Source organism: Chimaeribacter sp. YP20170169 (genome assembly GCF_056739715.1).
Genome location: NZ_CP176824.1, coordinates 1,102,093 through 1,116,232 on the forward strand (window position 1 = coordinate 1,102,093; position 14,140 = coordinate 1,116,232).

11 protein-coding genes and 2 pseudogenes are annotated in these 14,140 nt (G+C 49.2%); all 13 read left to right on the forward strand.

The genetic code is table 11. The features are described 5' to 3' along the window. The first annotated feature begins 342 nt into the window (after positions 1-342). The 13 genes and pseudogenes from ACK3SD_RS05025 (at position 343) to tssA (ending at position 14,109) form a co-directional block, all read left to right on the forward strand. Positions 343-2,766: a hypothetical protein gene (locus tag ACK3SD_RS05025; protein ID WP_481127496.1), complete on the forward strand. Its 2,424-nt coding sequence runs from the start codon at positions 343-345 to the stop codon at positions 2,764-2,766. A 1-nt stretch (position 2,767) separates the two neighbouring features. Then, positions 2,768-3,196 (forward strand): hypothetical protein, encoded by a 429-nt coding sequence (locus tag ACK3SD_RS05030; protein ID WP_481126977.1) that lies wholly within the window; start codon positions 2,768-2,770, stop codon positions 3,194-3,196. 55 nt (positions 3,197-3,251) lie between these two features. Then, a pseudogene (locus tag ACK3SD_RS05035) lies at positions 3,252-3,440 on the forward strand (type VI secretion system baseplate subunit TssF); the annotation flags it as partial. Beyond that, on the forward strand, positions 3,404-3,649 hold the full coding sequence (locus ACK3SD_RS05040) for a hypothetical protein (protein ID WP_481127601.1): 246 nt from the start codon (positions 3,404-3,406) through the stop codon (positions 3,647-3,649). The pseudogene ACK3SD_RS05035 and the gene ACK3SD_RS05040, both read left to right, overlap by 37 nt. 15 nt (positions 3,650-3,664) lie before the next feature. After that, positions 3,665-5,348: pseudogene (locus ACK3SD_RS05045) on the forward strand (hypothetical protein); the annotation flags it as partial. 29 nt (positions 5,349-5,377) lie between these two features. Further along, entirely contained in the window at positions 5,378-5,845 is a 468-nt protein-coding gene (locus ACK3SD_RS05050) for a glycoside hydrolase family 73 protein (protein WP_481127497.1), read from the forward strand. Then, positions 5,842-6,447 (forward strand): hypothetical protein, encoded by a 606-nt coding sequence (locus ACK3SD_RS05055; protein WP_481126978.1) that lies wholly within the window; start codon positions 5,842-5,844, stop codon positions 6,445-6,447. Before ACK3SD_RS05050 ends, ACK3SD_RS05055 begins: the two co-directional genes overlap by 4 nt. A 314-nt stretch (positions 6,448-6,761) precedes the next feature. Further along, positions 6,762-7,244, forward strand: coding sequence for a hypothetical protein (locus tag ACK3SD_RS05060; RefSeq protein ID WP_481126980.1), 483 nt, complete (start codon positions 6,762-6,764; stop codon positions 7,242-7,244). Positions 7,245-7,311: 67 nt separating this feature from the next. Then, positions 7,312-7,575 (forward strand): PAAR domain-containing protein, encoded by a 264-nt coding sequence (locus ACK3SD_RS05065; protein ID WP_481126981.1) that lies wholly within the window; start codon positions 7,312-7,314, stop codon positions 7,573-7,575. A 2-nt stretch (positions 7,576-7,577) separates the two neighbouring features. Then, the gene (locus tag ACK3SD_RS05070; protein ID WP_481126982.1) at positions 7,578-8,786 is read left to right on the forward strand and encodes a hypothetical protein; all 1,209 of its coding nucleotides are present in this window, start codon (positions 7,578-7,580) and stop codon (positions 8,784-8,786) included. Beyond that, positions 8,779-12,150, forward strand: coding sequence for an ImcF-related family protein (locus tag ACK3SD_RS05075; RefSeq protein ID WP_481126983.1), 3,372 nt, complete (start codon positions 8,779-8,781; stop codon positions 12,148-12,150). Before ACK3SD_RS05070 ends, ACK3SD_RS05075 begins: the two co-directional genes overlap by 8 nt. 79 nt (positions 12,151-12,229) lie before the next feature. Then, positions 12,230-12,505 (forward strand): AcrVA2 family anti-CRISPR protein, encoded by a 276-nt coding sequence (locus ACK3SD_RS05080; protein WP_481126984.1) that lies wholly within the window; start codon positions 12,230-12,232, stop codon positions 12,503-12,505. Continuing rightward, positions 12,502-14,109, forward strand: coding sequence for a type VI secretion system protein TssA (gene tssA / locus ACK3SD_RS05085; RefSeq protein WP_481126985.1), 1,608 nt, complete (start codon positions 12,502-12,504; stop codon positions 14,107-14,109). The genes ACK3SD_RS05080 and tssA overlap by 4 nt, the downstream gene beginning before the upstream one ends. Positions 14,110-14,140 lie beyond the last annotated feature (31 nt).

Here is a 14,140-nt window from a genome sequence, read left to right on the forward strand (position 1 = left end):
ATGCTGGACAAGAATGTAGCAGTTAGTTTTTTAAACACTCAAGCCCTAGCTAGAGCGAAAATTAACGCTGAAAATTTTAAAAATGGCATAGATAAAAAGCTTAAATATGGCGAGTCAAAATGTGCCCGCTATGTTAAAAAAGCATTAATCGCTGGAGGGGTATCTGCAAAAAAATCAGGAATTGAATCAGCTAAAAATTATGGCCCATGGCTGCTTGAAAATAACTTTAAAGTTGTAGATAACGCTACAACAGTGCGTACTGGCGGTGTATTCACAATTTCTGGTCAGCAAGTGGGGGATGTTGTCGTAATCCAGGCAGCACCACATCATGTGCATGGTCATATGGCGATGTTTAATGGTACACACTGGGTATCTGATTTTGTCCAGGAAAGGGGGTTCTATCCTGCCCAGATATATCGTGATCAAAACATACCCTATGCACTTTATCGTTATGGCAATAATACCACATCAGAGCAGAACGCCTCGGCTACCCAAAAAGGAAAAATTAAAATTGTCTGGCCGATCCCCTCCAATAGCAGGGGGAGTGAGTTCAATAATCAGGAAGAAATCCTCTCTCATGTCGGTGGTGAATCCACCGGGCAGTATATGATTGGCCGCAGTGGCATGTGGCATGGCGGTATACATATCACACATGCAACGACCCCGTGGTGTGCTCTCAGTGGCAAAGCCCCGCTGGAGGCATTCGATTTCCCGGTTGCTTTTAAAGGTGAGCAGGCTGTGCGATGCATGGCTGATGGGGAAGTGGTTGCTTATCGTGTCTGCAAGGATTATCTGACGCTTGCATGGGAATCCGGCCCGCTTAGTTTTTCCGGTTCGTTTGTTCTGGTTAAGCACTTTATTCAACCGGGGGAGAAAGAATCCAGCGGGCTGCATTTCTATACCCTGTATATGCACCTGGCCCCCTATTCAGCCTATAGTGTCAAACCGGTGGAAACAAAGTGGATAGTCCAGGATACGCTTACTGCCTACGATCCAGAATGGGTCATGACCGCCAGTACCAACAATAAAAGTACCAGTGAAAGCTATCGCAAGGGCACGATTCCAAAAGGATCTATTGTTGAGTGGGATAAAACAGACAGCGGCCTCCATACCGTTGCATTTAATAAGCGAGAGTATGGCCTTGTTACCTTTGTTAGCCTCTCAGAACAGGCGTTGAAAAAGGGCAAGAAAACATCTCTGAAACCAGGGCAGCAATACTGGATGCTTGTGGACAAAAACAACTTGTCTCCTGGTACTGATGGGGTGGTACAGCCTTCCTGGTGGCAGAAACTCATGCCGCCAGCAAAAGAAGCGATGAAATTTGACCAGGTCGTATGCCCGACTCCCTTTGCTATCAGTGCAGGTGACCCTGTTGGTCATATGGGATATTATCAAGCACCTAAGGATGGCGGATATGAAGCGCGATACCAGGTTCATATCGAATGCACGAGTATGGATGATAACCTGGAAACGTTCCTTACAAACCCTGAGCAGGTTGGAGAAAAGAATCCAATCTGGCTGAAGTACGCTCCGGGACTTGCGTTGTACAAAAAAGATGTTGCAACAGGAACATTCACAGAAGATACAAGGGCAACAACCAGGGCGGGGATCCTTCCACTGAGTCAGGTGCAAACGGAAGTCGATAAGTCGACCAAACAGGAATACTGGCAGCTGCGACCAGAAAATGCTTACGTCCCCAAAGGCCTGGCGGAACCTCAACTTTTGTCGCAGTATGATCTGGCAAAGCTAGGCTTCAGAACTGAAACCGCAGAACCTGCCAGCTTTGATTACCTGGATGGAAAAAACCAGCCTATTGGATTCTTCCGCAGTCTTATCAACGCACTTTACGAGGCTGCGACCGGTGATACCCGGACCAGCCATGCCCTGGTGAAGCATAATTATCAGCGCCTGCTTGATAAAATTGATAGTGGAAACGACCGTTACTCTCCAATGGAATACTGGAGAGCACTTCATAATCCTGACTATCGTGACGTCATTCAGAAGACAATCGTAAAACATCCCAGCGACTGGTATTTCAAAAAAGGCGATGCTATCTGGCAACCATTCCTGAATGCACTGAAAAAAGATGCGCCAGAATGGAAGAAATACAGCGAAGATTTTCTTGATAAAATGGCATGGATGCAGGATGTGACCACTGAAAAACTGGGGCCTTCATTGTGGCATATGCATCCGATAGTATTTTTAGGTTCATTTATTAAAACACATAAAATTATATGGATGAAAAAATTCATAGAAAAATTTGGAATAACTAAAGCAGATGCATTTAGAACCAAGTTATTAGAAGTTTCCAGGGAGTTAAGTATTGATCCTAACTACATTATGGCTTGTATCGCACTGGAAACAGGAAAAACATTTAGAACAGATATCAAAAACCCCGGTTCATCTGCAACGGGGCTAATCCAGTTTATGGATGATACGGCCAAAGACCTTGGAACTTCAACCCGTCAACTCCGAGCAATGGACCATGTAGAGCAAATGGAATATGTTAAGAAATACTTCAAAATGCAGGCGGACAATGTCGGGGTGCCAACAGAACAATGGACTCTTGAGGATGTATATTACTCGATATTCAGACCTAAAACGATACTACTCGGGCCAAATGATATTGTTTATCAGGGAAGTGACGGAGACTATTATAGTAAGAACCTATATCACGACAGAAATAGTGACGGGGAAATCACTAAAAATGAAATAGCAGAGAATATTAGGGTAAATTACAAACTAGGTATTCCTAAGGCGGGATAATATGGCAAAGCAATTAAAATATCTTACAACAGCATTATGCTTATTGGTTATATCAACATCGGCATATTGCGCCCATAATAAGGATGTATTAGTCAACGCCAACAAACTAAAAAATACAGGTTTTTTGGATGGGCAGAGCGGAACTGTTAATGTTGATCTGAATGGTGATGGATACCAGGATACTATTGAATATATTTTTTCAAGTGCAACGCCACCTGGTACATGTGACCAGTCAGATTGCATGTCTAGTTTGGACAACTCTCCAATATTAACATTCCAGATAAAAATGCATGATGGTAAGTCTATCGATGGTTCATACATGTGTACCTCTCTAGGGGTATCAAAGGAACTTCACAATGGAATGAAAGACATATTATGCGGACCTAAGTATATACTTCGCTGGAACGGTGAGGAATATGATACATATTAACTAGTACTATGAGCACCTTCTAATAGTAGGTGTCAAGTTCCAACTTAAAATGATTATTAATGTTACATATAACATAGAAAATTTTGCAGACGAGGGCGATGTGAATCTCTTCGGCGAGATGCTGCACCGGTTCTTCGCGCTCTACGTGGATATTCACCTCTTTAACCAGCTCATGCTGGTGCTGCAACCGACAGGAAAACGACTAAGATGGAGCGAGACTCACAGCCAGCACGTACCGGGCTGAATTTAGCCATAATTAGAAAATGGAGTCAGCTTATGCCCAAGAATTTGAATAGACATATTGATGCAGACATAGCTTGTGAAGAGGACGAAAAACCTGATCCAGATAAAGATGAAGTTGATTCGTTAACACCAGAAAATTCATCACTGGTTTTCGATATGACTGAGATTACGAAAGTAAACCAGGTGGTTAGCAAATATTACAACGACTGACAGGGAGTATGAATCGTGTCTGTGTTACCCAAAATTGTCTGGCCGATCCCCTCCAACAGTCGGGGAAGTGAGTTCAAAAATCAGGAAGAGATCTTCTCTCATGTCGGGCGGGGAATCCACCGGGTAGTATATGATTGGCCGCAGTGGCATGTGGCATGGCGGTATACATATCACACATGCAACGACCCCGTGGTGTGCTCTCAGTGGCAAAGCCCCGCTGGAGGCATTCGATTTCCCGGTTGCTTTTAAAGGTGAGCAGGCTGTGCGATGCATGGCTGATGGGGAAGTGGTTGCTTATCGTGTCTGCAAGGATTATCTGACGCTTGCATGGGAATCCGGCCCACTGAGCTTTTCCGGTTCGTTTGTTCTGGTTAAGCACTTTATTCAACCGGGGAGAAAGAATCCAGCGGGCTGCATTTCTACACCCTGTATATGCATCTTGCGCCGTATTCGGCCTATGAAAGTGTAAAAAAAATCCACTGGATAACTCAGGATACGCTCTCTGGTTATTCAGAAGCCGACTGGTTGATTATGGATTTGAGCCGCAGCGACCAGAGGCCAGCGAGTGCAGGCAATGTCAACAAAGGGACTCCTGTTACCTGGGACGCCTCAGATACTTCCCTCACCGCCACCCAGGGGGGACGTACTTATGGACTGGCGACCCTGAATGCGGATAGCGGAAAACTGAAATCGGGCCAAAGATTCTGGATGCTGGTCGACAATAACAACATTAAACCGGCGCCAGGAATTGGCCCTGGCTGGTGGGAGCATTTGGTTCCACCAGCAAAAGAAGTCATGGTTTTTGATAAAACAGTCAGTCTCAGTTCACCTCTCCCTATTAAGGCCGGTGACCCGATTGGCCACATGGGCTACTATCAGGCACCAAAAGATGGTGGTTATGAAGCACGATATCAGGTACATATCGAATGCACGAGCATGGATGATAATCTGGAGAAGTTCCTGACCAACCCAGAAAAAGTGGGGGAGAAAAACCCGCTCTGGCTGAAGTATTCTCCTGGCCTTGCTCTGTACACAAAAGATGTCGCGAAAGGCACCTTCTCAAAGGGTACGACGTCAACAACGCGGACAGGCATTCTTCCGTTGAGCAAAGTCACAACTGAAACGGATAAATCAACAAAACATGAATACTGGCAGCTGCGACCAGAAAATGCTTACGTCCCCAAAGGCCAGGCGGAGCCTCAACTTCTGTCACAGTATGATCTGGCAAAGCTAGGCTTCAGAACTGAAACCGCAGAACCTGCCAGCTTTGATTACCTGGATGGAAAAAACCAGCCTATTGGATTCTTCCGCAGTCTTATCAACGCACTTTACGAGGCTGCGACCGGTGATACCCGGACCAGCCATGCCCTGGTGAAGCATAATTATCAGCGCCTTCTTGATAAAATTGATAGTGGAAACGACCGTTACTCTCCAATGGAATACTGGAGAGCACTTCATAATCCTGACTATCGTGACGTCATTCAGAAGACAATCGTAAAACATCCCAGCGACTGGTACTTCAAAAAAGGCGATGCTATCTGGCAACCATTCCTGAATGCACTGAAGAAAGATGCGCCAGAATGGAAGAAATACAGCGAAGATTTCCTTGATAAAATGGCATGGATGCAGGATGTCACCACGGAGAAGCTGGGCCCCTCGTTATGGCATATGCATCCATTAATGTTCCTTGGTGTTCTAAAACCACGACATGATATAGATTGGAGCAAGATGACCAAGCAACAGTTTACTGATGCTGTTTACGAGGCCGCTCTTAAAGAACAAGGAAAATCAGGTATTCCTGCGGCAATAACAACTGCTCAGGCCATTGATGAATCGGGGTATGGGCGTAAAGTTCCAGTTGATTTAAACAATAATACATATAGTTTCAATCTCTTTGGAATAAAGGCTAAAAGTGGACAGGAATTCGTTGAGATATGGACCACTGAACATATCAATGGAAGTAACATTAAAATTAAGGATAAATTTGCAGCATATCACTCTTTTGAAGAAAGTATTGCCGACAGAACTAGATTCTTAACTGAAAACAAGAGATATGCCTCACTATTTGAAAGCGATGATCCTGAAAAATGGGCTCATGGCCTTCAGAATAAAGGCTATGCCACAGACCCTAATTATGCTTCAAAGTTAATTTCTATAATGAAAGGTAGTTACATGAAAAGCAGAGGGTTGAAATGATTAAGGTCATACTATCCATCTTATTATATGGTTTTTGTTGCTATTCCTATGCTAACGAGTTTTGTTCGGAACTGTCCAAAGCAGCCGAGAAGGAGCAAGCATATGTAGATCATTCTATGAATATATTTAAGGTTGTATCGAAAACAAGGCCTTACTTCAATAGCGCACCAAGTGAACAATGCAAGATTAATAATTTATTTTTAGTTAATGGTGATATTGTTTCAGGATACACCATGCTTAATGGATATTTGTTTGCATCATACTTCAAGAAAAATGGCGATTCGGTCGATGGATGGCTCAAATTGTCAGATTTAAAAAACACTGGATATACAAGTGGGCCATCAAGTAACGAACAAACTGTTTTTAACATTATTCCAGATATCATTAAGAAGAACAAACTAACTACAGCGCCTGAAAAATGTATCAACATCAGTGGCGATGATACTGACAAAAAATACTATAAATTCGCTATATCCAAAGAAGCACTTGAAGAATGTAAAGACGTTCAACTCACTCCATTTAGCATTTTGGTCAAAAAAGGAACCCAAGAAATGTACACAAACCAAGGGGGTGAAATTGACAAATTCCACCCAATCGAATGAAGTTAAAAAAAGAATCACATAAAATGCTGATTGCTATAGAAAGGAGATAATACGCCCATATTAGTCTTAGATATGATGGGATTTTCGATAGGACATTTAAGCAAATGGGCAACCTAGAGCTCACAAAACTCCACTGTGTAATAAAATCACTGAACTGTTTTTCCTAAAATGAGGCATACGTTTGTCGATGAAATCAAGGAGGGGAGCAAATGACGCCTCATAAAAAAATAATAGTTCCATTACTTTCTTTTTTGCCGTTCTCTATGTCTTTTGCTGCAAGCCCGGAACAGTGAAACTCATATTTTAATGAGTTAGTGAGAAGCAGCAACTTTCCGTTTAAGGAATGGGATTTAAAACTCAAAGAAGTAAATTTAATAATTGATGAAGATAATGACTCAATTATAAGTGCAAAATTAGTGGTTGATACCGATGGTGCAGGCACGATTGGATGGGTTTCATTTGACAAAAACAAAGCAGAGTTGCTTAACACAACTATCGATCCAGAAAATCCAATTAAACTGACCTATAACAATGAATACGAAAAAGCTCAAAGATATTGTCTTTCAGGTGATGTTATTTATCAGGTTCAAAGTAAGAAGCGTGTGTACTTTTTTGAGAGAACTGACTCTGGCATGAAAAAAACAAACACTTTCATTGTCAATGGAGATTATGTTAAGCGATTAGAAACGCAGCGCTCATACACCCAAGTTTCTTATCAAACAAAGTCAGGAACTACAGTTACAGGCTGGGTTGATTTGGCCTCATTGAGACAGATTGACTTTAAAAGCACCTGGTAAGAAACGCATATTGCAAATGTAAGGCATAGGCATCTTTCCATGGAACTCACAGATATGAGGTAAATTTATGCTTCAAATTATCCGCAAAGGCGATAAAACCACTCACGGTGGCTCAGTACTGACCGCTTCTGAAACAATGAAATTCGGTGGTATTGGTGTTGCCCGCAAAGGCGACAAAGTGTCCTGCCCGGTTCCGGGACATAGCCCTACAACCATCGTAGAAGGAAACCCTGATTACCTTGATCATGGTATCCCGGTTGCCTTTCACGGTCACAAATGCGCCTGTGGTTGCACGTTGATCAGTTCATTTGCCGCAGCAAAGGTTGCCTGATTATGCCCGTCTGGCTGGATGCCATCCCTGAAAAGGCACCTAAGATAGTGCGTCCCAGTACCGGGCGTTGGCTGCTCTTCCTCGCGTTTATCATGCTGGGGGGCATAGCGCTCACGCTATGGTGCTGGACGTCAGAGCGAACCGGATTTGTCTTCTGGTTCACCGCTCTGGGCCTTCCGTTTTGCACCTGGGGGCTTCTTTTCGGTTTACGCAGGGGGGCCTATAAAGCAGAGCAGGTCGGGGCTGAGTCGCGTAATGTCGACCGTGAAGCTCTTATCGACAGTGAAATTATGCGCGGTCAGCGCTGCGCATGGATCCTCGGTACATACATTCAGGCGCCCGCCGGAAACAAAACCGATGACCTGCTTGAGGCGATGAAGGCCGCAGCCCCCGCTATCGACTTCTCCCGCCCAAGAGGATGTGACAAACCGGTCAGATACGCGGCATTGATAGAATACCAGGCTGATTTAACAAAGGCCCTGACGGCGGCGGTGACTAAACTGACCACGCGTGTAGAAGGGATCGTTCAGCCACTTCCGCCGGAGTTGCCATGCTGGCTGGTGCTGGATTGTGATAACGACCTGTATCCCCTGATTGAAGAGCAGCTTAAGGCCGCTCTCTCACTCAAGACGGGCAGGATTTTTCGCCTGATGTCCGGAAAAGGGCTGAGCGCATTCGATGCCTGGCTGGACAAGCGATGGGACAATCCGGGCATTCTGGTTGCCATCACGCTGTCCTTACCGGCGTCTCCCCGGGAAGATGACGCAGATGCCATCTCGATGGTGGTATTGAGCAACCGCAAAGCCCACGCCTGGCCGGATGCACTCCGCCTTCATCGCCCCGAAAGGGGAACAGAAACAACACTCACAAAGACACTCACCCGGGCGCTGCTCTGGGCGAAGACCCGGCCCGGTGAACTCAAAGGAAGCTGGATCACCGGCCCAACATTGACCTCTGGAAGCGGCTGGAATAATGCCTGTGAGCAGAGCGGGGTGGAATTTAGCCTTACAGAGGACAACTTCAGTATCGATCCCGTGCTGGGATACACGGGCCATGCATCTCCATGGCTGGCCATCACGCTTGCCAATGCTGACGTTGAACAACGCGGGCCGCAGGTTATCGCCGCACAACCCGCCGCTGACAAAGACGACATCTGGATCGCCGTCATCACCAAAGAAGAAGTTCGCAAGGAATCGCTTAAGAATGTCTAAGGTAAAAGTAAAAACACTCATCGGCTCCGTTGTGACTGTCGCCTTTTTCCTGACAGCCATCGTGGCATTTTTGTTTTATGCCTTTCCGGAAAATGTGGCCTCTGCCACCGGCTTCGGACCGTATGACGGCCAACGGATACTCACATTCTGCGCCATACTGGTTGCCGCGATATTTTTACTCGGCTGGCTGATAGAGAAGGCTTTCGACCACGCGGGTAAATCCGGGTTGTATTTCCAATGGGGGCAGAAAAAGGCTGAGAGTGCCGCTCCGTTGACGAACCCAATTCCCAGTGAAGAAGACGACGATGAACCGGTTTTCAGCGAAGACGTTGTGTCCGAACACTTGCGCTTTCGCTATGGACGCCGCTGGCAGCGTAAGGTGCGACTCCTGCTGGTGATGGGCAACCAGGACGACGTTCACAAAGCTGCCCCGGGCCTGTGTCATGACCTCTGGCAGGAAGGCGACGGCAACGTACTGATTTACGGCGGTGATGCACAATCACTCCCGGATGAGATCTTCCTGTCAAAACTGAAACGCCTGCGGCCCGATCACCCGCTTGATGGCATCATTCAGGTGATGAATGCTTCAACCCTTCCGACGGATAGCGAACGGGATGCCTTTTTGCGTTGCCGCCAGAAAGCAGACCATCTGCTGGGATGGCAGGCCCCTGTCTGGCTGTGGTTGACAGACAAAGCGACAGGCGCTCAGCCGGAAGCGGAAACGATGCCAGCAGGGGTTATTTTTGGCCCGGAAGGCACTGTAAAAGAGGCGCGTGAAGCCTTTTCTACACTGGCACAACGCCTGCAAAAATTCGGAATGGCACAGATACTGAATAATTCGGCACATGACGGCCTGCTTCAGTTGTCCTCGCGCCTGCGACACGAACTGAAAGCAAGCCTGACCGTTTTACTCAGTGGGCTGATGCAGGGATCTGCGGCCTGGCGTTTACGCGGGGTCATGTTCAGTCCAGAACTGGCCGGTGCCGGAACGGTGCCGAACACACGTCTCGACACCCCGACATGGAAGGCAGTCATTGATGACTGTGATGCCATTAGCGGCAGAAAACTGGGTTTCAACTGGCTGAAGGTGCTGCGATTACTCCTGCTTTCCCTGATCCTTTTATGGGGAGCCGGAACTCTGCTGTCGCTCGTCGTTAACCGGGCTCAGATTTATGAGGCACAGGAGACGGCAAGGCAGGCAGCGGATACTGCAAAACCCCTAGCTGAACGCCTGCACAACCAGCTCGTACTACAGCAATCTATCGCCCGTTTGCAACATCGTGAAGTGACCGGCGCTCCGTGGTATACCCGCTTTGGCCTTAATCAGGACAGCGACACGCTGGCCGCGCTCTGGCCGCTGTATGCGAAAAACAACGCGCAGCTGATGAGGGATGCCACCGCAGATCATCTCAGGCAGCAGCTGAATGCCTTTGTGCAACTTCCTCCTGCCAGTGATGCCCGTACGCAGGGCACACAGCACGCCTATGACATGCTGAAAAGTTATCTGATGCTGGCCCATCCAGATAAAGCGGACGCAGGCTGGCTGGCAAAAAACGTACTGGTCGCCTGGCCGAAGCGGCAGAATGTGCCAGATGGCATATGGCAGGGTCTCGCACCGAAACTGCTGGGCTTTTATGCACAGAACCTCCCGGCGCATCCGGAATGGAAAATTAAGCCCGACGCGGAATTAATCACCACGGTCCGTCAGATCCTGCTCAAACAGATAGGGCAGCGTAACGCTGAATCCGGGTTATACCAGAACCTGCTTAAGCGCGTAGCCAGCAACTGGCCTGATTTAACGCTTGCAGATATGACCGGTGACACCGATGCCTCAACGGTATTCAGCACTGACGAAGTCGTCCCGGGAATGTTTACGCGCCAGGCCTGGGAAGAGCAGGTTCAGGATGCGATTAACGAGGTCGTCAAAACCCGCCGAGATGAAATTGACTGGGTACTGACAGATAAAACGCACCAGACAGGGAGCGATATCTCCCCGGAGGCACTGAAAGCCCGTCTGACAGAACGCTATTTTACCGATTTTGGTAATGCCTGGCTGAACATGGTCAACAGCATTCAGTGGCAGGAAGCAACGTCACTTTCTGAAGCGATTGCTCAGCTCAATCTGATCGGCGATGTCCGCCAGTCACCGCTGGTTGCTCTGATGAACACGCTGGCCTGGCAGGGAAAAACAGGGCAGAAGGGTGAGGCACTGGCTGATTCGTTAGTGGACTCAGCGAAAAAGCTGATCGGCCAGAAAAAAAATGCCAGACAGTTTATCGAACAGGCGCAGGGCCCTAAAGGCCCGCTCGATGGTGTATTTGGACCGCTGATGGGTCTGATGGAAGGTAAAGAGGGAACCGGTAGCAACGGTAATCTCAGCTTCCAGTCCTGGCTTGCCCGTGTAACCCAGGTGAGACTGAAGCTTCAACAGGTCACCAGCGCCCCGGATCCGCAGGCTATGTCGCAGATGCTGGCCCAGACCGTGTTCCAGGGTAAAGCCATCGACCTGACGGACACCCGCGATTACGGCAGTCTGGTTGCGGCAAGCCTGGGGCAGGAGTGGAACGGATTTGGCCAGTCGTTGTTTGTGCAACCGCTGGATCTGGCCTGGCGGCAGGTTCTTGCCCCGGCAGCGGGTAGCCTCAATGCCCGCTGGCAGACAACCATTGTCGATCAGTGGAATAAGGCCTTTGCGGGGCGGTATCCGTTTAAAGCCACCGGCAGCGATGCCTCCCTGCCGTTGCTGGCACAGTTCCTGCGTAGCGACTCGGGTCGAATTACGACCTTCCTGAAAACTAATCTTGGCGGGATCCTTCATCAGGAAGGAAATCGCTGGGTCGTTGACCCTTCTGCAAGCCAGGGAATGGTGATGAGTCCGGATTTCCTTCAGGCGATTAACCAGCTGGCAGCACTGTCAGATATCGTGTTCTCTCAGGGCGATGCAGGTGTTCACTTCGAACTGATGGCGCGTCCTTCGCGGGATGTTGCCAGAGTGCAGCTTACCCTCGATGATCAGAACCTGGATTACTTCAATCAGATGGAAAGCTGGCAGAGCTTCACCTGGCCGGGGAATACTTACTATCCAGGTGTGTCGCTCAGCTGGCGTAGTGTAAACAGCGGTATGCAACTCTACGCCAGTAACCAGGGTAACTGGGGTTTCATCCGCCTGCTGGATAAGGCCCTCATTACCCCGCTGGATGCCAGCCGGACGCAACTGGTGTGGATCACCGCCGACGGCAATCCTCTGAAGTTTGTGATGCGCAGCGAGCTCGGCAACGGCCCGCTTGCGTTACTGGAGCTACAGGGATTCACGCTGCCCAACGCTATCTTTAACGTCGCCGCTGACGCAGAAGAGCTCCAGTAACGATGGGCGGGAAACTTCACCCGCTACTCGCTTTAACCAACCCTGTCTCCAGGGGATCCGTGGATTCTGGAACGCCGTATTGCCGGTACTGTTCTGGCTCTGCTCTAAGAACAGTGAATGGGGAAAACAGGGGAAACCCGTCCGGCCTGCACCCAGACGCATCGGAAAGCATCAGCGCTTCATTCCCCCGGATGAGCCCGTGCAAATTTTTGCCGGTGCCCGCGCCGGTTCGGCGCTCAGGCAGGCACCGCGAGTATCGGAAACAAGTACCCAAATCGTCAATGGCAAGGACGACGATTCTCTGGAAGCAGTCGTGAGGTTTATGAAAGAGACTAACAAACGGGAAAAAGAATGAGTTCACCGGAAGATCTGTTAACCGCCTGCGCCACCAGCGAAGAAGAAAAGCAGCGTCTCATCTCGCGGGCAAATGACGCCCTGTCACTGTGGGATAACTGGCTGCATCCGTTCACCTCTGGGTCTGAAACCGGTGACGACCCCGCACACGATGATAATTTTCAGCTGATGCGTGAAGAGATCAATAAGCTTTCAGGTACCGACTCAGCACGGTTGTGCGAACTGGCCCGCACGTGTCTTTGCGAATACGCCAAAGATATTCGTGTTGTCACTTGGTACGTTCAGGCCCGTCTCAGCCGCGACGGCGAAAAAGGCTTATCTGAGGGATTACTGCTTCTTGTCGCGATGTTGACCCGATTCGGGCAGGCCTGCCATCCACAACGCCCGGTTGCCCGTAAAGCTGCACTGGAGTGGCTGAACAGTACAAAAATTATCGACACACTCTCTTTATGGCCGGAAGTCGACAGTAATGATGCCGGCCTGACGGTCGGTGCCATAAACCTGCTTGAGTCTGCCGTTGCCAACTGGCCGGAAGCTGAAAAGCCTTCTTTTTCTGGCCTGTGTACGGCACTGGAAAGCCGCCTGGCACGCTCAGGCGGTATGGAGGCGCTGGTCCCCCAGAACAGCAGCGCCCAGGAGCATGGACGTGAACCGGCCCACTCAGACGCACCACAACTGTCAGCCGTGAAATCGGGTCGCGATTTACTCGACCAGGCAAAGTTACTTTCCCGCTGGCTGAGTGAACAGCCGCAGGGCTGGCTTGCCTCTCACCGGCTGATTAAGACTGTGCGATGGGACACAGTCGATCAGATCCCTCCGCTGGACAGTAGCGGGCACACCCGTCTGATACCGCCAAAGACCGAATACCGGGCTCAACTTAAGCGACTCTGGCTTCAGAAAAACTGGACTGAACTGGTTGATCAGGGCAGCCAGATGTTTTGCCAGGGAGTGAATCATTTCTGGCTCGATCTCCAGTGGTATCTCTGGCAGGGACTCAGTCATGCCGGTCACCCGTGGGATGCCTGGACAGACTCCGTCCTTCTCGATCTGCGGCTTCTTCTTAAGCGCCTTCCGGGTCTTGAAGGGCTGGCATGGAATGACGGTACCCCCTTCGCGGATGAAGTCACCACCGCCTGGATCGCTGAAAAAGTGAATGAGGAAGGCCTGCTGTACGGTGATGAACCGGCCACCGTCGTTAATAGTCAGGCCGACGATGTGCTGCTTCTTGAATCCGAAGCCATGGAAAAAGGTGACGCTGAAGGGCCTGAGTCGGCGCTTGCCTGGCTCCAGTCCCGACCGGGAATGGACACACCACGCCACCGCTGGCTGATACGCCTGCTGATGGCCCGGGTGGCTGAGCAGTATGGCCGAAACGATATGGCGCTTCATCTGCTTGGTGAACTGACCACCAGTGCGCCGCAGCTGACGCTGGAAGACTGGGAACCCGCTCTGTTGTTTGAAGTCCAGGCTCGCCGCCTGAAACTGCTGCGCCTGAAAGCTGGTCGCAGCGAATCCGATAAAGCCCGTCTGATGCCCGAGATGGATACGCTATTGGCGGGTCTGATCGCCATCGACCCGGCCCGCGCCATGGTGCTCTGTGGCTAATGTTTTATTTAATAATTTTCAGGAATGCCGA